This window comes from Haloferula sp., assembly GCF_049672945.1.
In the GTDB taxonomy this organism is placed as follows: Bacteria; Verrucomicrobiota; Verrucomicrobiia; order Verrucomicrobiales; family Akkermansiaceae; genus Haloferula.
On record NZ_JBATWY010000177.1, the window covers coordinates 14,103 to 38,988 of the forward strand.

Annotated in this window: 21 protein-coding genes; 13 read left to right on the top strand and 8 right to left on the bottom strand. The window is 58.9% G+C overall.

Translation table 11 applies throughout. The annotated features are described in order from the left end of the window. Nucleotides 1-58: 58 nt before the first annotated feature. The gene (locus WBG04_RS15935; RefSeq protein WP_424315463.1) at nt 59-637 is read left to right on the top strand and encodes a hypothetical protein; all 579 of its coding nucleotides are present in this window, start codon (nt 59-61) and stop codon (nt 635-637) included. Between the two features lie 26 nt (nt 638-663). On the opposite strand, the gene WBG04_RS15940 is transcribed toward WBG04_RS15935, so the two are convergent. Continuing rightward, a complete protein-coding gene (locus WBG04_RS15940) occupies nt 664-1,437 on the bottom strand; it encodes a hypothetical protein (RefSeq protein WP_424315465.1) in 774 nt (257 codons plus the stop codon). 197 nt (nt 1,438-1,634) lie between these two features. Between WBG04_RS15940 and sixA the strand changes: the two genes are divergently transcribed. The 5 genes from sixA (at nt 1,635) to WBG04_RS15965 (ending at nt 8,070) form a co-directional block, all read left to right on the top strand. Next, nucleotides 1,635-2,099 carry a phosphohistidine phosphatase SixA gene (gene sixA / locus WBG04_RS15945; protein ID WP_424315466.1) on the top strand — a complete coding sequence of 155 codons (465 nt, stop codon included), beginning with the start codon at nt 1,635-1,637 and terminating at the stop codon, nt 2,097-2,099. A 54-nt stretch (nt 2,100-2,153) separates the two neighbouring features. Then, a complete protein-coding gene (locus WBG04_RS15950; protein WP_424315468.1) occupies nt 2,154-2,867 on the top strand; it encodes a potassium channel family protein in 714 nt (237 codons plus the stop codon). A 189-nt stretch (nt 2,868-3,056) separates the two neighbouring features. Continuing rightward, nucleotides 3,057-5,477 carry a carbohydrate-binding family V/XII gene (locus tag WBG04_RS15955; protein ID WP_424315470.1) on the top strand — a complete coding sequence of 807 codons (2,421 nt, stop codon included), beginning with the start codon at nt 3,057-3,059 and terminating at the stop codon, nt 5,475-5,477. 163 nt (nt 5,478-5,640) lie between these two features. After that, on the top strand, nt 5,641-6,420 hold the full coding sequence (locus tag WBG04_RS15960) for a transporter (protein ID WP_424315472.1): 780 nt from the start codon (nt 5,641-5,643) through the stop codon (nt 6,418-6,420). A 75-nt stretch (nt 6,421-6,495) separates the two neighbouring features. Next, on the top strand, nt 6,496-8,070 hold the full coding sequence (locus WBG04_RS15965; RefSeq protein WP_424315474.1) for a mechanosensitive ion channel family protein: 1,575 nt from the start codon (nt 6,496-6,498) through the stop codon (nt 8,068-8,070). Nucleotides 8,071-8,159: 89 nt separating this feature from the next. Here the strand turns inward: WBG04_RS15965 and WBG04_RS15970 are convergent, their stop codons facing one another. The 5 genes from WBG04_RS15970 to WBG04_RS15990 all read right to left on the bottom strand — a co-directional run bounded on the left by WBG04_RS15970 (nt 8,160) and on the right by WBG04_RS15990 (nt 15,682). Next, complete coding sequence (locus WBG04_RS15970; RefSeq protein ID WP_424315476.1) at nt 8,160-8,546, bottom strand: STAS domain-containing protein; 387 nt, start codon at nt 8,544-8,546, stop codon at nt 8,160-8,162. A 49-nt stretch (nt 8,547-8,595) separates the two neighbouring features. Continuing rightward, the gene (locus WBG04_RS15975; protein WP_424315478.1) at nt 8,596-9,006 is read right to left on the bottom strand and encodes an ATP-binding protein; all 411 of its coding nucleotides are present in this window, start codon (nt 9,004-9,006) and stop codon (nt 8,596-8,598) included. Then, nucleotides 9,003-10,163 carry a PP2C family protein-serine/threonine phosphatase gene (locus WBG04_RS15980; RefSeq protein WP_424315480.1) on the bottom strand — a complete coding sequence of 387 codons (1,161 nt, stop codon included), beginning with the start codon at nt 10,161-10,163 and terminating at the stop codon, nt 9,003-9,005. Before WBG04_RS15980 ends, WBG04_RS15975 begins: the two co-directional genes overlap by 4 nt. Next, nucleotides 10,160-14,488: a response regulator gene (locus WBG04_RS15985; protein ID WP_424315482.1), complete on the bottom strand. Its 4,329-nt coding sequence runs from the start codon at nt 14,486-14,488 to the stop codon at nt 10,160-10,162. The genes WBG04_RS15980 and WBG04_RS15985 overlap by 4 nt, the downstream gene beginning before the upstream one ends. 87 nt (nt 14,489-14,575) lie before the next feature. Then, nucleotides 14,576-15,682 (bottom strand): alkene reductase, encoded by a 1,107-nt coding sequence (locus WBG04_RS15990; RefSeq protein ID WP_424315484.1) that lies wholly within the window; start codon nt 15,680-15,682, stop codon nt 14,576-14,578. Between the two features lie 133 nt (nt 15,683-15,815). On the opposite strand from WBG04_RS15990, the gene WBG04_RS15995 reads away from it, so the two are divergent. From WBG04_RS15995 to WBG04_RS16020, 6 genes are all read left to right on the top strand, one after another. Further along, nucleotides 15,816-17,657, top strand: a complete 1,842-nt coding sequence (locus WBG04_RS15995) for a glycerophosphodiester phosphodiesterase family protein (protein ID WP_424315486.1) — start codon at nt 15,816-15,818, stop codon at nt 17,655-17,657. 117 nt (nt 17,658-17,774) lie between these two features. Continuing rightward, a complete protein-coding gene (locus WBG04_RS16000; RefSeq protein WP_424315488.1) occupies nt 17,775-18,032 on the top strand; it encodes a GlsB/YeaQ/YmgE family stress response membrane protein in 258 nt (85 codons plus the stop codon). A gap of 3 nt (nt 18,033-18,035) precedes the next feature. Beyond that, complete coding sequence (locus WBG04_RS16005) at nt 18,036-18,698, top strand: tellurite resistance TerB family protein (protein ID WP_424315490.1); 663 nt, start codon at nt 18,036-18,038, stop codon at nt 18,696-18,698. A 141-nt stretch (nt 18,699-18,839) separates the two neighbouring features. After that, on the top strand, nt 18,840-19,757 hold the full coding sequence (locus tag WBG04_RS16010; protein ID WP_424315491.1) for a hypothetical protein: 918 nt from the start codon (nt 18,840-18,842) through the stop codon (nt 19,755-19,757). A gap of 32 nt (nt 19,758-19,789) precedes the next feature. After that, nucleotides 19,790-20,194 (top strand): hypothetical protein, encoded by a 405-nt coding sequence (locus tag WBG04_RS16015; RefSeq protein ID WP_424315493.1) that lies wholly within the window; start codon nt 19,790-19,792, stop codon nt 20,192-20,194. Between the two features lie 21 nt (nt 20,195-20,215). Further along, nucleotides 20,216-20,881 (top strand): choice-of-anchor R domain-containing protein, encoded by a 666-nt coding sequence (locus WBG04_RS16020; RefSeq protein WP_424315495.1) that lies wholly within the window; start codon nt 20,216-20,218, stop codon nt 20,879-20,881. 355 nt (nt 20,882-21,236) lie between these two features. Here WBG04_RS16020 and ypfJ read toward each other — a convergent pair whose 3' ends face one another. Next, the gene (ypfJ, locus tag WBG04_RS16025) at nt 21,237-22,121 is read right to left on the bottom strand and encodes a KPN_02809 family neutral zinc metallopeptidase (protein ID WP_424315542.1); all 885 of its coding nucleotides are present in this window, start codon (nt 22,119-22,121) and stop codon (nt 21,237-21,239) included. 223 nt (nt 22,122-22,344) lie between these two features. On the opposite strand from ypfJ, the gene WBG04_RS16030 reads away from it, so the two are divergent. Beyond that, nucleotides 22,345-22,785 (top strand): host attachment protein, encoded by a 441-nt coding sequence (locus WBG04_RS16030; protein WP_424315497.1) that lies wholly within the window; start codon nt 22,345-22,347, stop codon nt 22,783-22,785. Between the two features lie 31 nt (nt 22,786-22,816). Here WBG04_RS16030 and WBG04_RS16035 read toward each other — a convergent pair whose 3' ends face one another. After that, the gene (locus WBG04_RS16035; protein ID WP_424315499.1) at nt 22,817-24,871 is read right to left on the bottom strand and encodes a CHASE2 domain-containing protein; all 2,055 of its coding nucleotides are present in this window, start codon (nt 24,869-24,871) and stop codon (nt 22,817-22,819) included. Nucleotides 24,872-24,886 lie beyond the last annotated feature (15 nt).

Here is a 24,886-nt window from a genome sequence, read left to right on the forward strand (position 1 = left end):
TTTGAGATTGCAAGCTCCAGCCTTTGAAAACGAAAGTTCACACAATTCCCAATTTCCCATGTCAAATCATCAAGACCAACAAGCCCCTGATATCATCATGTTCGTGCGTCATGGCGAAAAACCCGGAGAGGGCACCAAACCCCATGGCGTTAACCATCACGGGGAACACGACGGCCATTCGCTATCCGTGCAGGGCTGGACGAGAGCCGGTGCCCTTGCTGGCCTGTTTGCCCACGCGCCCTCCAAGGCCCATCCCCATGTGGTGCGCCCGGGCCGCATCCTTGCCACCAAACCCACGAAGGATGCCAAGAGCAAGCGGGAGATCCACACCGCAGCCCCGACGGCCCAACGTTTGAAACTCGAGATCGAGGACTCGCACACCCACGGACATGAGAAGGAATTGCCCCAGGTGGTGCTCGCTCAACCAGAGCCCGTATTGATCGTCTGGCATCACGGAACGATGGCGAAAATCGTGCGCCACTTCCCCTTGGTCAATCATGACGACGTCCCCCACCGCTGGCCGGACGAGCGTTTCGACCTGATCTGGATTCTGGTGCGGGAGCCCGGTGAAGAGCTCAGCTACCGCTTTATCTCCGTCCCTCAGATGCTGTTGGCTGACGATTCGGAATCCGCCTGAATGATACGCCCGAAGGCCCGTGCGAATCAGGCCTCACCAGGAGCTTCGTCGGCAGGAGGAAGCTTCTCTTTTTTGCCCTTCTTCTCCTTCTCCGGTGTCACCGGGCAACGAGCGATGTAGTCGATCTGCATCTGCTTGAGCTTCATCACACCGCGGAACATGGCGACCGCCATGCCAAGCACCAGCAGTCCGACGAATATCTTCTCCGCATGGAAATTATTCAAGCGGTTGGCCACATAGCTGACGATGATCAGCACGAGGACAGCCAGGTTGATGATCCAATTTGCGGTTTTCGAAACGACATAGGAAAGTGTTCCGAATCCCGCAAGTTGGTAGAGCATGAATGGCAAGACCGCGACGGCGGGGAGCAATTCGGAAACCCCAAGGCTGATATCTTCCGCACCAGGAGCCCTAACATGTAGGAGCTCACTGTTGGCAAGCTGATGAAACAAGGGTGGAACCGCACACAAGAACGGCACCACACAAAGAAGCTCCATCACCAGTGACGCACTCCAGACGCCAATCCTGGAGGGATGATCCATCCCCCCGCCAACCGCCTGACTTCCCACAAACAATCCCGCGACCACTGCCGCCGCACTGGAGAGCATCAGCAGTTCAACGGTAATCCCAAAACCGGTCGGCTCACCTGCCTTCAACATCAGCAGGGCAAGGAAGCCGGGGGTGTAGAACATCACCCTCACCAACTTCGCCCACACGCGGACATCACGATCAGGCGGCAGGACGGGAAGCGGTTTTCCATCGATTCCCATGGCCGCTCTTTCTTTGGATTCTTTTGACATGGCGTATTCGGTAGCAGCCGAGGATTACCTGCTCATTAAAAGAGTCAAGATCGTCGTTAGAGCCAGTGTGTCAAAACGATCGAACTTGCCGCTTCTCGAAACCGCCCGAACCCGATCCCGGCCTCAAGATGACCACCCGAAGGGATCCCACTTGCTCGATCCGCCTCCGGCATTTAGACATCTTGATCAACAGGAACATGAAACTTTACTTCTTGAGGCATGCCGATGCCGCCACCCAGGCTGCGAATGATGATGACCGTGCCATCTCCAAGAAAGGCATCAAACAATGCAAACGGGTCGCCAAGTTCTGTCGCTCTCAGGGAATAGAACCCGAAGTCATTCTCGTAAGCCCGCTGCTTCGGGCCCAGCAGACCGCAAAGCCCGTCGCCGCCGCCTTGAAAGTCCCGCTCGAGACCGTCCCCTGGCTCGTCTATGAGACCGAGACCGAGGAGGTGCTGAAGCAACTCGCCGCACGAAGCGACAACTCCTCGGTCATGATTGTCGGCCATCAGCCAGATTTCGGACTTCTGGCCGAGGCCCTGCTTGGATCAGAAGAAGGAACGATCCGGGTTCGTAAAGGTTCGCTAATCCTGCTCAATGTCTCTGAATTCCGCCGCGGTGGAGCCCTCCTGGAGTGGTCCATCCCCGCTCAGTTGATCTAGCCGATCACTCTGATTGCCGCCTCATTTCCCATCTCTCCTGCAGGGAGCCCATCCATGACCTCGAAAATCCACCAGCGAAACCGATCGTATTGGGAGAAAAACGGGTTTCGAAATCTGCTGTTTTGCCTGTTCCTGTATCTGGTCGTCGGACCCTTCTTCGATCAGGCGCCCTACGCCGACTTCATCGTTTCCAGTGCGCTTTCGCTCACCCTCATTTCAGCCATTGGAGCGATGGCGGAATCCAGAAAGAGAATCGAGTTTGCCTCGATCGTTCTCGGGATTGCCTTGATTCTTTTGTGGCTGAAGACCTTGGGAATCATCTCCGATAAGGGAAACTTCGCCTCCGTGGCGATCGCAGGATTCCTGTTAATCCTGATCTTCTCGTTCGGACACCGGCTGCTCAAGGTCAGAAAGGTCACCGGGAATGTCATCTGCTCCGCCTTGTGCCTCTACATTCTTGTCGGCCTGCTGTGGGGATCGCTCTATGCCATCATCGATTCATTGATACCCGGCTCCTTCGCGGGAGTGCTCATCAATGAGTCGAACACCTTCCATCAAAATTCCCGATATTTCCAATACTTCAGCTTCATGACGCTCTCGACCGTCGGCTACGGGGACATCACTCCGCGATCCATGGGTGCGACCGTACTTTGTCAAACCGAAGCGATCCTCGGCCAAATCATCATCGTGGTGCTCGTGGCCCGTCTGGTGGGCATTCAGGTGGCCCAGCAGGTCGCGGGTAAAGAAGACGACTCGAACAGTCATTGAATCCATTCTCAGCCCTATTCCAGAAGGTAGGTTCATGGCTTGAAGAAGCTCTGAAGACGCGTTTTCCCTAAGCTCGCATGATGAATGCGGAAATCCCCCAAGGCGGGAATCCAGCCGATTTCGGTATCGACTTCCGAATGCTTTCGAGCGATTAATTTCCAGCTTCGAGCACAACTCACCCATCATCCCATGAACCCCATCCGCAGCCTGATCCTGGTCTCCGTTCTCCCTCTACTCTGCTCCTCTCCAAGTCTGTTGGCGCAGGACGCAACCACTCCTGAAGCATCCCAGCCAGCGCTCGATCCCGCGACGGTTTCCTGGCCGCGCACCTTCACTGTTGGAGCCGAGGAATTCGCCGTCTTCCAACCTCAGATCAGCACCTGGACCGGCAATCAAATCTCCGGCCGCTTCGCCGTCGGTGTCCGCGCCACCGGCAGCAAGGAAGAATCCTACGGCACGGTCGCCTACTCCGCCCGCACCGAAATCGACAAGCCCAACCGGCTCGTCACGATGGAGGACTTCATGCTCAGCGACGCGAACTTCCCGACCCAGCCGGACAAGAACAGCGACTACTTGAAAATCCTGGGTGCCCACCTGCCACAGGCGGCGAAAACCATTCCGCTCGATCACCTCGAATCCGTCTTCGTCGTTTCCGGCGAGGTCAAGAAGCAGGTGGCTGTCGACGTGAAGAACACTCCCCCGCGGATGATCTACACCACCCAGCCATCCGTCCTTGTCCTGATCGATGGACCACCGGTGCTCAAGCCACTCGACAAGGTCTATCAGCGTGTCATCAACACCCCGGCTTTGTTGCTGCTGAACACCATCAACTCCAAGTATTACGCCTACGCCTCCAGCACTTGGTATAATTCGCCATCGATTGAAGGCCCCTTCGTCAGCGACCCCAATCCGCCGGCCGACATCGAGGAAGCCCTGAAGCTCGCCCTCGCCACCAAGAAGGTCGACCCGATGGATGCGACCGGCGACGAGACCCCCGCCCTCCACCTCTACACTTCAAGCGAGGCTGCCGAACTCGTCCAAACCACCGGCATGGCGCAAGTGGTCCCCGTCGAAGGCACCAATGACCTGCTCTATGTGACGAACACCAACAACGCGCTCTTCATGGACGATCAGGATGACCTCTATTACGCCTTGATCTCAGGCCGCTGGTTCAGCGCCTCATCCCTCTACGGGCCTTGGACCTTCGTCTCCAGCAGCGACCTTCCGAGCGACTTCCAACGCATTCCTGTCGATCACCCCAAATCCAACGTGCTCGCCTCGGTCGTCGGCACCCCGCAGTCCCGCGAGGCCGTGATCGCCAGCAGTATTCCGCAGACCGCCACCGTCGATCGCAGCAAAGCCACGCTGACCGTCAACTACAACGGGGAGCCCGACTTCGTCCCGATCGAAGGCACCTCGCTCGACTATGCGAAAAACAGCGTCACGCCGGTGATCATGCTCAATGCGCACGCCTACTACGCCAACGAAGGCGGACTGTGGTTTGACTCCACTTCACCCGAGGGACCATGGGCCGCGGCCACCTACGTTCCGGATGAGATTTACACCATTCCCCCTTCCAGCCCGATCTTCTACGTCACCTCCTGCTATGTCTACGGGTTCACGCCGGAGGATGTCTACACCGGCTACACCCCCGGCTACACGGGTGCCGTGGTCTCGACTGACGGCGTGGTCGTGAATGGAACGGGCTACGTTTATCCGCCGGTCATCATCGACGACAACTGGATCGGCTACCCCCCCACCTACGGCTACGGCTGGGGTATGGCGGTCGGTGCTTACACCGCCTTCGCCTACGGTTTCGCCGCGGGGGTCGACTACGGTTGCTGGGCCCATCCTTACTGGGGCGGCTACGGTCACGGCTGGGGCTACGGCTACAGTCATGTCAACGTGAACTCGACGAGCTTTTACAACCACTGGGGAACCGCCGTGCGCTCCACCGGAGTATCCGGCTACAATGCCTGGACCGGTAATTCCTTTGCCGGCCAACGCGCCACCGCCTTCAACCCCTACACCGGCGCACGCGCTGCCGGTTCACGTGGTGCGGTGAGCAATGCCTACACCGGCAACTACGCTGCCGGTCGTCAGGGTGCAGGCTACAATCCAAGCACCGGTCGCTTCGCCGCCGGCCAGCAGGGAGTGGTTGGCAATGCTTACACCGGCAACGCCGCCGGAGTGAACCGAGGAGTTGCCGGCAACGTCAAGACCGGCAACGCCGTCGCTTGGAACAACGGCAATGTCATGACCGATCATCAAGGCAATATCCACAGCCTCTCAGCGGACGGAAACTACAACTCCTACGACCGTAGTGGCTGGAACAACAATACCACCGCCGCATCATCCTGGGGCAACCGCAGCTGGAACCAGTCAAGCAGCGGGAGCCTCTCCGACCGGAGTAGCAACGGCTTCGGCCAGTCAAACGACGGTTTCAGCAGCCCCCTCAACCGCAACAGCTCTGACAGCCTCGGCAGCCAGCGCTTCGGCCAGTCCCTCGGTTCCCAGCGCTTCGGCGGTTTCCGCGACAGCGGCGGCGGCGGGTTCGGTGGCGGCGGTCGCCGCTTTGGTGGCGGAGGTTTCGGAGGACGCCGCCGATGAAATCCATATGGCGCTGCTCCGTTCACTTGAAAAAAGTCACGACGCTTCGTGAAAAACGCGCGCCGGACATGACCGAACTCAAACGCTGGTCGGTGATTTGCGAGTTGCCGAAGCCTCCCGATTTGTCAGATCCTCGCCTTCATTCATTCCATTAACTGATCCCATGAAAGCCTCTACCTTCGCGCTCGCTTTTTGCGCCACCACCTCCGTCGGATTCGGCGACAACGCTGAACTCGCCCAAGCCCTTTCCAATCCGGTCGCCAACCTCATCAGCGTGCCGGTCCAGAGCAATCTCGACTTCGGTGTCGGGCCCGGCGACGGCACCAAATGGACCACCAATATCCAACCTGTCATCCCCTTTGGCCTGAACGAAGATTGGAATCTCATCTCCCGCACGATCCTGCCGGTCATCGACCAACAGGGCATCGCCCTCGGAGGTGCCAACAATGCCTTCGGTCTTGGCGACACCACCCAGAGTCTCTTCTTCTCGCCAAAGGATCCCGAACCCTTCATCTGGGGTATCGGTCCGGCAGCCCTCATCCCCACCGCCACCAGCTCCGATCTGGGTCTCAACAAATGGGCCGCTGGGCCGACGGCCGTCATCCTGAAACAGGACAAGGAATGGACTTTCGGTGCGTTGGCCAACCATCTCTGGTCCTTCGCGGGGAGTGGCGACCAGAGTGTGAACGCGACCTATTTTCAACCCTTTGTTTCCTACGCGACTCCAAAGGCCACCAGCTTCACGCTGAACCTTGAGACCACCTACGATTGGCAGAATTCCCAATGGACCGTCCCCACCAACTTCGTGGTCGCCCAGGTCTTGAAGATCAAGGACCAGCCCGTTCAGATTTTCGGTGGAGTTCGCTACTACCTCGAAAAGCCAAATGGCGGACCTGACTGGGGTCTCCGCTTCGGCTTCACCCTCCTTTTCCCGAAAGGCTGAGCCTGCTGGTCGGACCAAATTTGGCAGCGTTGATCCGCTTGACTCTCCGAAGGCTCAAAGCACCATCCATCGATTGTGAATCGATGGATCGCACTCCTCCTGCTGGTATTCCTCTCCGGTAACTCCCTGCTGGCGGAGGACAAGCCTGCGGAAAATTCCAGCATCGAGCCGGCCCCTCTCGTCCTCTGGCAACGCGAGATCGCGGTCTTTCGAGGGCCCATTGCCACGCTCAGCCCGACGGTTCGGCGCGATACCGCGCTTCGCCGACTTCAGGAACTCCCCGATATCGCACTTTATGATGAAGTGAAGTCCCAGATGATCGAAGTCGGTGACCTGAAGGGCGTCTCGTTCCTTTGCGGTGATCGTCTCCTCTTCACCCTGATCGAAGCCGACGTCGACGCCGCATCTGGTGAAACGCTCGAAATCCTCGGAGAGAGTGTCCGAAAAAACCTTGAGGAACTCCGCCTTGCCCGTCTCGATCAGCGTAATTGGTCCATTAATCTGAAAGGAATTGGTGTCTCCCTTGCCGCAACGCTGATTCTTGCGGCCCTGCTTGGAGGCCTTCGAAAACTGAGTCGGACCGTTCGCCGCTTTTTCGTCCGAACCACCTCAAAGCTCTCAAAGTTGAAGCAACGAGATCTGGATCTTCGTCCGGCTTTCCTTCAACTGTCACGGCGGCTGACCGGTCTGCTTTTCTCAAGCATCGGATTGGGTGTCATCTACATTTGGTTTACCGTCGTCCTTGGGCAATTTCCCTACACGGCACCATGGGCAACGGTCCTGGGAGACCACGTCGCCAAGCTTGGCCACCACTTCCTGGGAAGCGCCCTCTCCTCCATCCCGAACGTCTTGATCGTGGTGGCCATCTTCTTCCTTACCCGGGGAACCTCGCGCATCACTGATCAGATCCTGCGCAGCTTCGAAGGAGAAAACGAAAGCGAACATGTGTTTGCCAAAGACACCGCCCGCGCCACCCGCAGGATCGCCTCGGTCTTGATCTGGATTTTCGGTCTGGTCATCGCCTATCCCTACATTCCCGGCTCCGATTCCGATGCCTTCAAGGGAGTCGGCGTGCTCCTCGGCCTGATGATCTCCCTTGGATCCACCGGCCTCGTTAATCAACTGATGAGTGGATTCGTAGTGCTCTATTCCGGGGCGATTCGCACTGGCGAATACGCCCGTGTCGGCGACGTCGAAGGCACGATCGCCGACATCGGCCTGCTTTCGACCAAAGTCCTCACACCGAAAAACGAATACGTCACGGTTCCCAATGCGGTGCTTATTGCAAAGGAAACGCTCAACTACTCGCGCATGACCGAGAATCGTACCGAGCTCTCGACTTCAGTGACCATCGGCTACGACACTCCCTGGCGTCAGGTCCACGAACTCCTGCTTCTTGCCGTCGATCGTACCCCGGGCATCCGTGACAAGCCCGAACCCCGCGTTGTCCAAACGGCACTTTCGGACTTTTACGTCGCTTACGAGCTGCGTTTCGTCCCCGCCGACATCACGCGCAAGGGAGCCGTCCTTTCGGACCTCCACGAACGAATTCAAGATGCTTTCGCCGAGAGCGGAGTTCAGATCATGTCGCCAAACTTCGTTGCCCAACCCAAGGAACCGGTTCTCCCCAAACGCCTCAGCGAGGAATAAATTCGGACAGTCCGTCGTTGAGTTCACTGACCCCTGCGCCTGCCTCATGGGGGCTGCGTTCGAGGCGAGGCGTTCGGTTCCCGAAGTTGTCAGGCGTTCTCATCGTACGACCGTTGGCGCGCCGCCAAATAATCGTCCATTTCGGCGACACTCTCAAACACGGAAACGCCCGGAAGGGATTTCATGATTTCGAAGACTTCGTTGATCTGCGGTTGCATGTTGATGAAGGCGGCCTGGCCTCCGTGCTCCTTGAGCTTCTTGCGGGCGATTGAAAAGATCCGCAGTCCGGCACTACTGATGAACTTGAGTTCGGCGAGGTCGAAGACGAGGTCTTTGACGGCACTGTTGAGGACGGGTGTGAGCTGGCGCTCCAGTTCAGGGGCAGTCGCGGTGTCGAGGCTGCCGGTCAGGCTCACGGTGACGACTCCGGGTTGCTTGTTGCCGGGGGACTTTTGAATGTGGATTTCGAGTGGCATGGTATGGGGATGTGTTTGTGTTTTGGATTGAAGGAAACGGAGTGGATGACTACGAGCTTACGGAATTTTTGATCAGACGCAGCACGTTTTCGCCGAAGCTCCGCGAGTAGAGAATTTCATCGATATAGCGGCGGACCAATTGAATTCCCCAGCCGCCGGGTGGCTCATCGTCGTCCTCCGGCGAGGGTTCACGATCGGGTGTTGCGGTGGGATCGAATTCCGGCCCGGAGTCGCGGAGCTCAATGACCATGCCGCCATCGGCATCGTTGAAGCTGACTTGGAACGAGCGCGAAGCATCGCGCTGGAGCGCGTGGTTGACGATATTGCTGGCGCATTCCTCCAGCGCCAAGGTGAGACCGAAGAGAGTCTTCATGTCAATCTCACGTTCCTCACCGTAGGCCTGCAGCGCTTCCACGCCGCGCATGACTTCCTCGGGCGTCGCCTGGAGTTCGAGCGTCATGGCGCGACCTCCTTTCTGTCGGCGACACTCATGGTGAGGATCGCAATGTCGTCAGACTGCGGCGCGGTTCCAGCGTGCTTGCGAACCTTGTCTAACAGGCCTGCCGTGAAATCGACCGGCGAACGATCAGCCAGGGCAGCCGAATCGGCGAGCAGTTGGTCGTCACCATAGCATTCTTCATCGAGGTTGAAGGCTTCGCTCACGCCATCGGTATAGAAAACAATCGCATCGCCCGAATTCATCGTCAGCTCGGTGCGTTCGAATTCGAGCCCGGGTTCGAAACCCAGCGCGGTGCCGAGGTTTTTCACTGCCCATGCCGGAGCTTCGCCCTTGCGCAGCAGCACCGGTCGGCAGTGGCCGGCATTGGCCATGACCAGCTTGCCGGTCGTGGGATCAAACACGGCGCACATGAAGGTCACGAACATGAATGACGGGTTGTCGACCGAGAGTTCGTCGTTCAGACGGGCGAGGATTCGCTCTGGCTCGGCGATGTCGCGAGCCAACAGGCGAGCCAGACTGATTGCCCGCACCATGAACATCGAGGCGGGGATCCCCTTGCCGGAAACATCGCCAAGGAACACGACCAAGCGCTCCGGAGTCGCGGCACAAACGCCGTAGAGATCACCTCCGACTTCGCGCGCGGGATCAAGCACGGCACCGATCTCGACGCCGTAGGTATTTTCCACCTCACTGAAATCGTGGGGCAGCATCCCCATCTGGATGTCGCGCGAGATACGCAGTTCGCTGGCGATCTGCTCCTTCACCGCATCGCTGTAGGCTTTCGCTTTGAGGAGCGAACGAACGCGGGCTTTCACTTCGAGCATCTCGAAGGGCTTTGTTAGGTAATCGTTCGCTCCAGCTTCGAACCCGAGCGTCTTGTTCTGTACTTCCTCAAGCGAGGACAGAAACATGATCGGCACTTCGGCAGTCTCCGGCATTTGGCGCATCCGCCGACAAACTTCGTAGCCGTCGATGCCGGGCATCATGATGTCGAGCAAGACGAGATCGGGCGGTGTACGCACTGCGGCTTGCAGCGCCATCTCACCATTGAGGGCGAGGCTGAGCTTGTGGTCGCCCTTCAGTCCCTCGACGAGGATGTCGAGATTCGCCTTCGCATCGTCCACCAGCAGGACGCGGCATTCGGAGAGGTCTTTCATGGAGTGGGAAGGGTTTCCAGAGCTTGTTTCATTCGCTCGTGAGCTTCGTCAAAAGCGTAGCCCTCAACAAGCTTTTCGAAAGCGGACCAGGCGTCCGCGGGAAAGAGCGGCCTCAACGCCGGGCGGTTCGTCGCAACAAATTCGACCGCGCCCGGGTCAAAATCCTCCAACAGTAGCGCCAATTGATCCGCAGCCTCGCGGGTCATCGCGGCATCGGCCGGCGGCGTGTCGGTCTCACTTGCTGTTGTCTCGGCAGCAGTTGGCAGGGTAGCGTGTAAAGCGGTGATCAACGGGTTGAGTTCGCCACCAACATCTTGAAGCGCCGTCTCGATCTCGGTCGTATTCGCCTCATCGCGGATGAGTTTTTCAAGGGCTCCGGCGGCGCGCTGGACGGTCATGGCTCCGATGTTTCCAGCAACGCCCTTGAGTGTGTGGGCGAGGCGCTCGGCGAGTTCGGTGTTGGAAGCGGCAAGAGCGTCTCTGATTTCCGTGACAGCCGGTCCCTGCTGTTCGACAAACTGGCGCAGGAGTTTCTGATAGAGTTTCCGATTTCCCGCGACGCGTGCCAGGCCATCCTCGCGGTCGAGGCCGTTGATCACCGGGAAATCCTCATCCTCGGAACTCGGTGCCGAGGCTGTCGTTTCCTCCACGGTGGCGCTAGCAGGTAGTTGATAGAAGCGACCGACGGTTTCGAAAAGCGCACCGGGATCGATCGGCTTGGAGATGTGATCATTCATGCCGGCATCCAGGCACTTTTGTTTTTCCTCAAGCGTGGCGTGCGCGGTCATGGCGATGACCGGCAGTCCAGCGAGGGATGTGTTGGAGCGGATTACCTGCGTCGCTTCGTAGCCGCCCATCACCGGCATTTGCAGGTCCATCAGGACGAGGTCGTAGCCGGTCGGATCCGCGGCCAGCCTATCAAGCGCTTCGCGGCCGTTGTTGGCGACGGTCAGTTTCGCTCCGATGCCTTCGAGCAGCTCGACGGCGATCTGCTGGTTGATCTCGTTGTCCTCGGCCAGCAGGATGCGCGCGCCCTGCAAGCGGCCGGCGTGTCGGTCTTCTGAAGAGGCGTGGGACATTTCCTCGGAACCGGGAGCGAACAAGGTCACCAGCGAGTCGATGATCATCGAGCGATTGACTGGCTTGACCAGAAAGGCATCGACTCCGACTTTTTCCGACTCCTCTCGTAGTTCCTCGCGACCGAAAGCAGTGACCATGACGTTCATGGGTTGCTTGGCCAGCGAGCCATCGTTTTTGATTCTACGGATTGCTTCCAGTCCGTCCATGCCGGGCATCCGCCAGTCCATGAAAACGAGATCGTAGGGGTTGTCCGCATCACGCTCTTTCACCGCGGCGATCGCTTCCGCGCCAGAGCTCACCACGTCCACGTTTGCGGTGACACTGCCCAACAGATCGGCGAGGATTTCGCGCGCCGCGGAGTTATCATCCACGACCAGGGCACGGAGTTTCGGCAACTGCGCAGGCAAAATTCTGGCAGGACCCGCGCCGGTGCCGAAGCCCAGCCAAACGGTGAACAGGAAGGTGCTGCCGACACCGGCCTCGCTTTCAATCCAGATCCGCCCACCCATCATTTCCACCAGCTTGAGCGAAATGGTGAGACCCAGCCCGGTGCCGCCGTGCTTGCGGGTGGTGGACATGTCGGCCTGGGTGAAGGCTTGGAACAGTTTCCCCGATTGCTCCGGAGTCATGCCGATGCCGGTGTCACGGACGGAAAACTGGAGTTGGACCTTGTCGCCGGTTTTTTCGAGTAGCTCGGCCCTGAGGCGGATCTCGCCCTGCTCGGTGAACTTGACCGCGTTGTTGACGAGATTGGTAAGGATCTGGCCGAGTCGCAGGGGATCACCTGTTAGATTGAGCGGAATTTCCGAGGAGATGTCGGCCAGGAACTCGAGGCCCTTCTCGTGCGCCTTCTGGGCGGTCAGGGTGGTGACGGAATCGAGGACCTCGTCGATCGTGAAACTGGTTTCCTCGATGTCGAGCTTGCCGGCCTCGATCTTCGAGAAATCGAGGATGTCATTGATGATCGCCAGCAGCGAGGTGCCGGCGTTGTGGACCTTGGCGACGTAGTCGCGTTGCTTCGCGTCGAGCTTCGTCTTGAGCGCGAGGTGGGAAAGGCCGATGATGGCATTCATTGGCGTGCGGATCTCGTGGCTCATGTTCGCGAGGAACAAGGACTTCATCTGAGTGGCTTCTTCAGCCTTCTCCTTGGAGGCGATCAGGTCGGTTTCCAGGCGCTTGAGTTCGGTGATGTCCTGATAGACGCCATACATGAAGCGTGGGTTGCCATCGTCGTCACGGACAATGGAACCGGCGGCGTGGAGCCACACGATCTCGCCGTCGCAAGGGCGCTTGTAGGGATAGGTCGCATCGTAACTTTCGTATTTCCCGTCGAGCGCGCCCTGGTATCTCTCCGCGGTCATCTCCGCGAGTTCCGGGTCGGCCTCGAGAAGCCGGGTGAACCACTCGTCCTGAAGGTGATAGCGTCCGTCCGGCTTGATCTCCTCGCCGGCAATCCGTGCGGCGCGCTCGGACTGGTAATAATAGTCCGGGTCGCTGTAATCGACGTGCCAGTAGCCGCAATTCGTCAGCTCCAGCGCCATGTCGGAAAGCATGCTGGCCTGACGAAGCGCGGTTTCCGCCGCCTTGCGCTCGCTGATGTCGGAAAAACTCACCACCGCACCGATGACTGATCCGTCCTTAAGCATCGGGGTGGCTCCGTATTCCACTGGCAGTCCGGAGCCGTCCTTTTTCCAAAGGAACTCGTCGTCAATCCTGCTGGCCTTGCCATGCGTGTAGGCGGCGAACATCGGGCACTCCTCTTTTGGGTATTCGCTGCCGTCGGGACGGTGGTGATGAATGACGTCGTGGGATGCCTTGCCGATAAGATCCTCTGCGTTATAGCCGAGCAGGCGGCAGGCGGTGGGATTGACGAAGGTGATGCAGCCGTGGGTATCCACGCCGAAGATGCCCTCAGCGGTGGATTCGAGAATGAGGCGGGTGCGGGTTTCAGTGCTCCGGACCTGCTCCAACAGCTCACGGGTGCGTTGGTTCCTCTGAAGAATTTCAAGCTGGAGCGCGATCATTCCGGACACCTCGCCAAGCAGCGATTGTTGTTGATCGGAAAACGCTGTGAACGAGGCGATTTCCACCACGGCAATGACCTGTTCACGCGAAAGGATCGGAATCGCGGCGAGCACGCGGGGCGGTGCGTCGCCCAGACTGGATGCGATGCGCAGGAAGTCCTTCGGAAGTTCTGTTAGGGTGATGCTTTTCCGCTCCGCCGCCGCCTGGCCGGCGATCCCTTCACCGGTGGCGAAGCTACGGGATTCCACCTGCGCCTCACAGCCGTAGCCGACGGTAAAGTAATATCGCCCGTCGGTCTCGTCGAGCAGGTGGAACGCGCCGCATCCGCCGCCGACCATCGGCACCAGCTGCGAGAGCAGACGTCTGCCGAATTCATCCGCCTGCTCCGCGCCTTGCAGGCTGTCGGCGATGGTGGCGATGCTGGCTTTGACCCAGCGCTGGCGCTCGGCCACTTCCACCGTGGCGTGATAGTTTTCGATGGACCGCGCCAATTCGCCGACTTCCGAGCTGTCTTTCTGATAGCCGACGGCGGCACCCTCCTTGCGCGCCGCGAGGTCGTGGAGATTTTGATTCAGCGTCGAGATCGGGTTGATCACACGCTTGCGATAGAAAAACAACAGGGCCACCACGACTGCCGTGGCATTGATGGCCAGCAGGAAAATCCCGAGATACCCGGTGGAGGTCGCGCGGTCTGCAAGTTCCTTCGCCTCTTTGGAAATGCGGGCGACGACCAGACGGCGGCAGTCCGTGATCGGCTGCATGATGGCGCTCTTTGCCTCCTTATAGTCGTCACCGAACACCAGAGCGATCGCCTCCGCGTTGTCGCCTCGGGAAACGGCTTCGATTGAGCGGTTTTCCAGTGCAACCAGCTGGTCGGAGCTATCCTTGGCACGGAGGACGAGAGCCCGTTCAATTTCGGTCAGGCGCATGTTCCCAAGTTCTTCCTGGGCCTTATCCCGGGAACGATCGACCGTGAGCTCTTGCTGGAAGGCGTCGAGGTAGCGGCGGTCACCGGTGGCCGCATAGCCGCGCACGGCGTCGGTCAGGCGGTCGCTTCCGGCCGCCAGTTGATCGAGCAATTCAAGTGACTCGCGTCGTGTCTCGTAAGACTCCTCTTCCAGCTGCCGGAGCTTCAGCGACCAGAAAGCACAGCCAATGGTCAAGGCCGAAAGCACGATCACCGAAGCGGTAATGATCTGGCTGGTCCGCTGGATTCGCATGCTTCAAATGCTAGCGGACCGAGCGTGCCCAATGCAATCACCACCCTTGACAACGCTGGCGAATGTCAAAAAGCAACTTTCCCTCGACTAGGAAACGGTCGCTGACTCATCCATCGTGGGAAAGTCCGTGTAACCCCTCGCACCGCCCCCGGCATACCAGTCGCTCTGGTCGGCTTCAGGATTCAGCTCGGCATTGGCGGCCCAGCGTTCCACCAAGTCGGGATTGCTGATGTAGGGACGTCCAATCGCGATCATGTCCGCCGCGCCTTCCGCCACCGCCGCTTCCGCCGTCTCCCTAACATACCCGCAATTTCCGATCAGTGGCCCATCGAACACCGCCTTGAACTCCGGCAATTTCATCGGCTCACCAAGCTCGTGGAAACCAAAGGCCAGTCCGTCCATCACATGCAGGTAGGCCAGACCGAATCCGTTCAACTCCTTCGCCACATAGGTAAACTGCTCACGATAGTCCTTCGAGCCCATGTCGTTGAAGGCTCCGTTCGGCGCCAGACGCACCCCGACACGATTCGCAGGAAAAACCGAGGTCACCGCTTTCAGCACTTCATCAAGAATCCGGTAGCGCTTCTCGATGCTTCCCCCGTATTCGTCCGTCCGGTGATTCGTCTTCGATTGGAGGAAGGTGTCTAACAGATAGCCATTGGCCGCATGCACCTCGATGCCATCGAAACCCGCCGCCTTCGCTCGCTCCGCCGCCTTCCGGTAATCCTCCACGATCTTGGGGATCTCCTCCGTCTCCAGCGCACGCGGCACCTCGTGATCCTTTTTCCCTTTCGGCGTGTGCACCCCACCCCCTTCGATCTTGATCGCCGAAGGTGCCACCATCGGCTCACCCCCATGGAAATCGGAATGGGAGGCCCGACCGGTGTGCCAGAGCTGAAGGAAAGCCGTTCCGCCCTTTGTGTGGATCGCTTCGACCACCTTCTTCCACCCCTCAACCATCCCGTCCGTGTAGATCCCCGGTGAATTCACCCAGCCATTGGCCTGCTCGGAAATGGTCGTCGCCTCGGTGATCACCAGACCCGCGGATGAGCGTTGGGCATAGTATTCCGCCATCAACGCATTCGGGATCCGATCCTCCCCCGCCCGCGCCCGGGTCATCGGTGCCAGCGCGACTCGGTTCCTCAGTTTCAAATCACGAAGTTCAAGCGGCTCCAGCAAAGTTGGTTTACTCATGAGATGTCCCTCGTCCCGGATCGCCTATCGTGCAAGCGTGATTACCTGTCATCCCCCTCCTTGGTTGCCAGACCACGCGACGCCAGACGATTCCCGAGTTTACCCCTCCTTCAAAACTTCCCAAAGTCCCCCAATGAATGACGGGCCTCCAAGCAATCATTTTTCGGCCCAAAAGACCCTCCGCGCCGGGCTACCGCAGTTCATCGGCTTCGAACTGCTATTCCGTCTGGTCGGTGCGATTTTCTTCACCCCGATGGTCGCCTGGCTGACCACCCGACTGATCGAACTCTCCGGCAGCGGCGCGATCAGCAACTACGATATTGCGGCTTACCTCCTGTCCGTCAAAGGCCAACTCTTCCTCGCCGTCGTTGTCAGCCTCGCCTTCACCCTGACATTCTTCGAGTTCGGCGGACTGCTCGCACTCGCCCTCGCGATTCACCGTGGCATCGACATTCATCTTCCCCAATTATTCCGCTTCCTCGCCGCCTCACTCCCCCGCCTTTGGAGGCTCTCGATCCGGCAATTCCTGACCTACCTTCTCATCGCCATTCCCTGCCTCGCCATTACTGGGATCGCCTACAAGCTCCACCTCACGGAAAGCGACATCAACTACTACCTGATCGCCAAGCCGCCCGCTTTCTGGATCACCGCCGCTATCGCCGGTCTTTGCGGGTTCGTCTTCCTCTTCTTCGCCGGCCGACGCTTCATCGATTGGATCTTCTCGATCCCCCTCGTACTCTTCACCTCCGCCTCTCCTGCCGAAGCCCTCGCCGAAAGCTCCCGGCTCACGAGACAGCACCGCAAGGAATTGCTGAAAATGATCCTTCGCTGGCTTGTCATCCTTGCCGTGCTGTTTCTTTTCCTCGGACTGATCATGGCGCTGCTAAAATGGGCTTTGCTCGGCCTTGCCAGCAAACACGTCGGCCTCGTCCTTTCCATGACCGCCGTTCTCGCCGTGGTGCAGTTCCTCGCCGCCGGGCTCGTCGGCATCATCGCCTCGGCCTCACTCGCCTGCATGATCGCCCGCCGCTACACTCAGTGGGGACCACCGATGCAAGTCCCCGCTTATCTTTCCGAAGGCCGCGCCGTGATCATTGATACGATCACCAAGCTGTTGCGCCTCGGCTGGGTCGTCGCCCTCATTGTCGCCGCCCTCTCCGCGTTTGCCGCCTACCGCATCGTCAATGCCAAGCCGATCAACGAACAAGTCGGCATCACCGCCCACCGCGGCAGCTCGATCACCGCTCCGGAAAACACCATGGCCGCGATCATGCTCGCGGTCGAGGAAGGCTCCGACTATGTCGAAATCGATGTCCAGGAAACGCGTGACGGCACTGTCGTCCTCGTTCACGACAAGGATCTTCTCCGCGTCTTCAACATTAAGAAAGGCATCTGGGAAGTCAGCTTCGACGAACTCAAGGATCTCGATAGTGGCGGCTGGTTCTCGCCGAATTTCAGCGACCAAAGGCTCGCGACCCTCGACCAGGTAATCAAGGCGGCAAAGGGCAAGGCCAAGCTCAACATCGAACTCAAGTTCAACGGCCACCAGAAGCAACTCGCCAAGGAAGTCGTCCGGATTGTTAGAGAAAACGGCTTCGAAAATGACTGCATCCTCACCTCCCTCGACTTCGCCGGCCTGCAACGTGCCCGCGACGCAGGACCCGAACTCCGCACCGGCCTTATCGTCACCTCCGCCATCGGCGATGTCACCAAGCTCGGCGGCGAACTCATCAGCGTCAGTGCCAACTCCGTCACCCGCGACCTCATCGACCGCGCCCGCCTTGCCGATCTCGAAGTGCATGTCTGGACGGTCAACAGCGTCCAGCAGATGAACAAGATGATCGGCCTTGGCGTCGATCAGATCATCACCGACGACCCCAAGCTCCTCGGTGAAGTGATCACCGAACGCGCCGCCCTTTCCCCCGCCGAACTCACCCTCCTGCGCCTCGCCGACATCGCGGACAACCGCTTCTGAGTCTCTGCCCTGGCACAAAAGATACCCCTTTCAACTTGATCCAAAAGCCCTACCGAATAGGCTGGAAGATGCTTCGTTCGACAAACTCGTCGACCGTTAACTTAACCTAACAAACTCATGGGCATCATTTCCTGGATCTTCCTCGGCCTCGTCGCTGGCGCACTCGCCAAGTTCATCATGCCCGGCAAGGATCCGGGCGGTTTCTTCATCACCATCATCCTCGGCATCATCGGTGCCGTCGTCGGCGGCTTTCTTGGCAGCTTCATCGGCCTCGGCAAAGTCGAGTCCTTTGATCTCGGTGGCATCTTCATCGCCACCGCTGGAGCGATCGTCGTCCTGCTCGCCTACCGCTTCATCAAAAAGCAGAAATCCTAGCTCATGAACCCAGCCGACATTCTTGGCGAGATCCTCAAGGGCGGGGGAAGCGGTGGCATTCTGAAAGACATCCTTACAGGCGGTTCAAAAGGCCGCCCGGAACCGCGCTCCGCGCCTTCCTCAGGCCCATCGTCCTCATCAACCTCACTCGAAGACTACCAACGTCAGATCCACGAACTCGAAGAGGACTTCGGCATCACCGGCGGCTCCCAGCGACCCTCGCCTCGTTCCGATCGATGGAAGCCCAAAGTGGAAGCGAGCACTCCGCCACCCCTTCCGAGAAGGCAGCCAGACAAACCCGCCCCTGAAGAGCGTCGCGACACCGAGTCCATCGTCCTGATCCGCGCCATGATCCATGCCGCCAAAGCCGACGGTCGCCTTTCCCGCGAGGAACAAAGCGCCGTCTTCAAGAAGCTCGGTGGCCAATCGACGGAAGCCACCCGCTTCTTCCAGGACGAGCTCAACAAGCCGACAAACGTGCGCGACTTCGCGTGGTCCGTTCCGATGGGAATGGAATACAAGGTCTACGCCATCTCTCTCGCTGCGATTGACCTCGATACGAAAAGGGAGTCCGCCTATCTCTCCGAACTCGCCCACGGCCTGCGACTCCCTCTGGAAGTTCGTCAGCACCTGCACGAACGCTACGGCGCGCCCGCTCCGGAGTGAGAACCTCATCCTTCCTGACAGCCTGTCGACGGTTTCCTCGACACTTTCCGACTCAAACCCGCCGTTTCAGAAGTGCTGTTGAGCTCAAAATTCCGCTTGACCGCGCCCGACCCCCAACAATGAATGAAATCCTTGTCTCCAATGATTTTTTCTACCTCCAACCCAGCGGTTTTCCCCATTTTCCTCGCTCTCGCCGTTCACGGAATTGCCGACGAGGTCCGGACTGAGCGAGTCCAGTTCGCGAAGGGAGCGGACAGTGCCACGCTCGAAGGTGAGGTTTCCGGGCGCGATGCAGTGATGTTCCAACTCAACGCACGCGACAGCCAGTTCCTGACCGTGAATCTGGAGAGCGAAAGCCCCTACGCGAACTTCAACATCTACATTCCGGGTCGTGGCTTCGGCGACGAGGCACTTTTTACCTCCGACCTCGGAGGGCGGAATTACCTCGGTCAGCTCTACAAGTCCGGCGACCACCGGATCGCTGTTTTCCTCAACCGTGGCGCGGCCCGCGATGGAAAGTCGGCGGACTTCAAGATCACCTTCAAAGTCACCGCCGACGCCCCCGAAACCGAAGCTCCCGCCGCTGCGGCCTTCACCAAGTCGGTTTCCTACGACGGCATTAGCTTCACCGTGACCTCTCCGCAGAGTGCCGAGGGCAACAAGTTCACCATCACCCCCACGGGACTCAGCGAAGTCAACGAACCCGAGACCTTCGATGTCACCGGCAAGCTCATAGACGTCATGTGTGATGACATCGATGGCGACAACTCGCCCGAAATCGCTGTGATTTTCGAAGCGGGCGAAAACAAGCGTCGAAGCGCCCAGGTTTTTTCCAGCTACAACCGCAAGTCGTTCGGGATGGTGAATTTCCGCGATGTCACCGACGAGAAACGACTCAATGGCTACCGCGGCGGTGACGAATTCCAGTTCGTCGAAGGCAGCTTCATTCGCCGTTTCCCTGTGACGGGAGAGGAAACCAAGACCCGCCAGTTCCAGTTCAAACTCAAAGACGGCGAAGCCATGAAACAGCTGACCTTGGATCGCCAAGCCGACTTCTAACACTCTCAACCAGTCTCCACTTAGAACAGAACATGAAGAACTACACCAACACACTCCTCATCCTTCCGATCACCCTTTGCCTCAGCCAATGCATTGTCGTTGACGAAAACGGCAACATCGAAGGAACCGGCGCCGCCACCCAAGTCCCTGCAGGACAGGCCGGCTTCTCTCAACCACTGAGCGCCTCCACTGGACAGGGCACCGTCACCGTCCGAGAGGGTGGCAATGTCTTGAGCACCTTCAGCACCGCCTCACCGAACGTCGAACAGACCCGCTGGTACAGCGAGCAGGAGCAGATCGCCGTGAAATCCCGTGGCAATCACGGCCCCGCGACCGTTCAGCTCTTCGACAGCCGCACCGGCGCTGAAAAGGGCCGCGTCATGGCCTACGACATCAAGAACGGCCAACCCGCCTGGGCCGCCTCCATGGCGGAGTAATCCAGATCCGCTCTTCCAATTATGAGATTCGCCAAACTCGCACCACTCGTCGCCATCCTGTCGACGACGCTGCCATCTTCGGCCATCGTGGTGGTTTCCAATCTAAGCAATGCAAGTGATCTGGAAGCATGGACCATCGGCAGTCAGGATGCAGACCTCACGGATTCGCCTGTCGCCAATCGTTTCACCACCGGATCAGGTCCCGGCTGGAATCTGGACTCGGTGACTCTCAACCTCGGACGCTTCGAGGGTGCCAGTGGTTCCGCGGCTGGCGCCATTGACGTCTATCTCGCCGCCGACAATGGCGGTGTACCCGGCGCTTCACTGGTAACCTTCGACCCGGTTACCCCAACGAATCCGCAGGAGCCTCTGACACTGAGTCCACTCGTCCCGACGATCCTTGCTGAGGGCACGAGCTACTGGTTGGTAACCTCGGCAGACGTTGACGATGAGTATCAGTGGAATTTCACCGAAGACGTGTCCCAGACCGGCCTGTCCGGTTGGCAGATCGGTGACACGGCCCGTGCCGGTTTTCCCTCTGGAACCTGGACACCCTTGGTCCTTCCTCCAGGGGCCTCGCCAGCACCGACACTTTTTGAGATAAGTGCCACGGCGGCTCCCGAGCCGGGCTCGCTTCTGTTGCTCACCGCGGGTGCCCCGCTGTTTTTCCGGCGGCGCAGGCGCTGAGGTCCAACCATCTATCAGGCAACGATGTTTCCCCAAGGGGAAGCTTCCGAAAGGGAGCTTCCCCTTTTTGCGGCCCCACTCGGAGAGGGCGATTGTCCAGCCTTGTCCTGTAAACCAAGGCATCGCAGGTGCAGAGCGTTGCTTCTGACAATGCCATCATAGGCAAACAAAACCGGGGCACAAAACGGACCTTACAAAATCCCGTCGCGGGTCTGAGGAGGGCGGGTCACCCTTTCCGTCAGAAAACCAGTCCCTCGGAGTCGCGGGCAGGATTGCCCGCTCTCCCTACTCTCCTTCATTCCCTTCGCGAGCTTCTGTAAAAACTGCCTTTTCCTCTCGGAAGCAAAACCCTTATTCAAAGATCGCTATAGGCCATCGAGAAGGTATCGCCATCCTCGATGCGCCCACTCCTCAAGCCTTTCATGAACCAACGCATCCGCTGCTCGGAAGTGCCATGGGTAAAGGAGTGGGGTATCACCCGGCCCTGCATCTTCTTCTGAATCGCGTCGTCACCGATCGCATTGGCGGCGCGCATCGCCTCCTCGATGTCACCCGCTTCCAAATACTCGCGTGAATGATTCGCCCAGACACCGGCGAGAAAGTCGGCCTGTAGCTCAAGGCGCACCGAATACTCATTGTAGTCCGGTTGACCACGCTTCGCGGCCACCTTGGCGGAGGTGCCTAACAGATTCTGCACATGGTGGCCGACCTCATGAGCAATAACATACGCCTGGGCGAAATCACCGGGTGCATTGAAGGTCTTCGCCAACTCGTCATAAAAGCTCAGATCGATGTAGACATCCTGATCCGCCGGACAATAGAAGGGACCCATCTCGGCTTTTCCCGGACCACAGGCGGTCCGCACCTGGCCGCGATAAACCTTCATCACGGGTTTCTCATAACGCATACCGATTCTGGCAAACTCCTTGGTCCAGACGTCCTCGGTGTCTTTCAGCACCACCGTCACGAACTCAAAGCGCTCCTGCTCCTCCGGGCTTTGCTGGACGGGCCCCGAACTCACGGGCGCCTCACCGCCGACCAGCATGTTCGGACTAATGATGCCCAGTTTCCATCCAATCAGGCCAAGGATGACCATGACGATGATGCCCTTGAATCCAAACATCCTGCCGATGACCGAAATCAAACCAAAAAGCCCGCCGCCACTACCACCTCCGGAAGAACTCCGCTGACCGCGGACATCCTGAACATTCTCACTTTTCTGACGCCCTTTCCATTTCATACCCAAACCCTCCACCAAACCGCTGGTCGTTGTCCACATTTTTGCCGCCCGAATTGAGGTGAGGCGATGCCCTGACTCGATCGCAGAGCGACCACGGTGGCACGACCCTTCGAGGAACGGTCCGGTCATTTGGGAACGGCGGGTCCCCCACAACCTACCCGCCCCCAGGGATTTAAAAGCGATTCCTTGCATCCTCTCCGACCTGCTGCGACGATAGACTGCTATGGAATCAATCATCATTGTTGCAGACCTCGGGCGGATGACGGCTTACCGCATCACTCAGGATGAACTCCAACCGGGAACCTCACCGGCCTTTGATGAACTTGCCGACGTCAACCTCGAAAACCTTCACAGCAAGGTCTCCGATCGCGTCACCGACAAGGCGGGCCGCTTCAGCTACGGCTCCGGCAGCATTGCCGTTGGCGAGCGTCACCACGAAGAACGGGAAGCCGAGGACCAGCAACTCCATTCCATCATCGGCAACATCGAACGTGTCGCGGGAGACGGGGACCAGGCGATCTACCTCGCAGCCCCACAAACCATGATGCGTCAACTCATCGAGGCTTTGAGCCCGAAGGTCCGCAAACGCATTCGTCGCGACCTTGCGCTCAATCTGGTAAAGGCCCCCAAACTCGACCTCCTCAAACGCTTCCAACTTGCTTGAAGGGCGGACGGGTAGCCCGGTTCCGCCGAGCCTACTTTGATTGCAATTTGATCTCCCCACGCCACGTGGCTGGGTCGATGGCCTCCCGATCGAGGTTTTCGATGGTGTCAAGAATGAGGCGCGATGCCGGGTCCTCGTCGGCACGATCATGCAGCTTCAGAGACCGCTCAAGGTGGCTTCGGGCATCGTCGAGACGACCTGCGGCAAAGGCATCCAGCCCCGTTTGGTATTCCGCGAGGTACTCCGGGCATCGTAGACGGATGACTTTCTCTGGTCCGGCGTGTTCTCCATACACTTCGAATACCTCCACTCCATTGGCTTTCCCTTTGAGAACATAAGTGCCCATTTTCCGGATCAGATAACGTTCCGGTTCCACGCACTTGGCGAGGACCGCGCTTGAGACGAGAATCGAGGTTCCAAGCATCTTGTTCAGTCCTTCCAAACGTGCCGCGGTATTGGTGGTGTCGCCGATCACCGAATAGTCGAATCGCCGGCGGCTGCCGAGATTACCGGCAAGACCGAGTCCGGTATTGATACCGATCCGGGTTTCAAGGATCTCCTCGATGATGCCGTCCCCGGTCTCGAGGGAGATCGGTGTTTTCCCGGCGAGCTGCATCTGGATTGCCGCATCGATCGCCCGGTCCGCTTCCCGATCCACTTTCAAGGGGGCTCCCCAGGTCGCCATCACCGCATCACCGACGTACTTGATGATGGTTCCCTGGTTGTCGAGAATGCCTTCTGTCGCCGATTCGAAGTAAGTGATGAGGGCCTTGGAGACCGACTGCGGTGGCAGGCCTTCCGACATCGAGGTGAAGCCGGCGAGGTCACTGAAGAGAATCGTTGCCTCCACTTCCTTTCCTCCAAGTTCGAGGCTCACGTCATCCTCATCGATCTGCCTCGCCTGTTCGTCGGACATGTAGGATTTGAAAGCCCGTCGCAGCTTCCAGCGGGCCGAATATTCGATCAGGTAGTGGCCACCCAGGGCCAGCCCGGCGATCAGCGGGGCCTGCCCGAAGGCGGGAATCGTCCACGCGAACAAAGTCGCCTGCGAGTGGTGGAAAAGGATTCCGGCAACCGTCATTCCGAGCGCTGCAAGTAGACACAGAAACAATCCGCGGATCGGTGGCAGTAGGCAGGCCAGCATGGACAAGACGCATGCGCTCCCGATCAGAAGCATCCAGTTGGTCACTGGCGACATTTCTTCCAGCCACAATCCATCCATCAGGTTTGCCGCGGCAGTGGCATTGATCTCCACACCCGGCATCAGGACCCGGTCGCGGATCGTGTGGGGAGTCGGAAAGGTGTCTTTGCCGGCATCGGCAAGGCCCGCCTTCTGACGGGCACCAACAAGAACGATCTTGTCCTGAAACGCACCCTCGGGCAATCCGACACCGCTCAACGCCGTCGAGTAACTAAACCACCTGAAACTACCAGAGGGACCGTAGTAGTTGAGAAGTGTGCTTTGACCTTCGTCAAATTCCTTCCATCCCGAGCCACCGGACAGCTTGTCGATCATGGCGCTCATGGTGGGCTTCGGACCGAAGTCACTTGTCGGCACCGCGTGCCGGATGCGGCGGATCGTTCCGTCCGAATCGATGCTGGCATCGGTCAAGCCCCAGCCGGCGGCCGCACGTCGCAACTCGGGCGTCGCCAGCAACAGCCTTTCCCGCGGACCCAGATCGGTCATCTCGCGGTGCCATTCACCGCACAGGATGACCTCGCCGTGATTTGCGATGGCCTCGGCGAACAGCGCGTCGGCTTGAGGATCCTCGTCGTGAAACAGGATATCAAAGACGACCATCCGCGCCCTTTCTTCGTGCAGCCGGCCCACCAGCTTCGCATGCAGTCGTCGGTCCCACGCCCGGCCGAGGGGCTGGCCGAGTTGCTCGTGGGAATACTCATCGAGGTAAACGATGACGATGTCCTCGGGGACCGCATGCTCGGTGAAGAGAAACGGCAGGTCATAGCTCAAATGGCGGAGCTTGGTCCCGATTCCTGTTTCGAGAAGCAATCCACCCCAGCAGATGCCAAGAACGGCCACCACAAGGGTGGAGATCAGGCGTTTGCCCCGCCTCTTCAGCTTCATGCCCACCAGGATGGA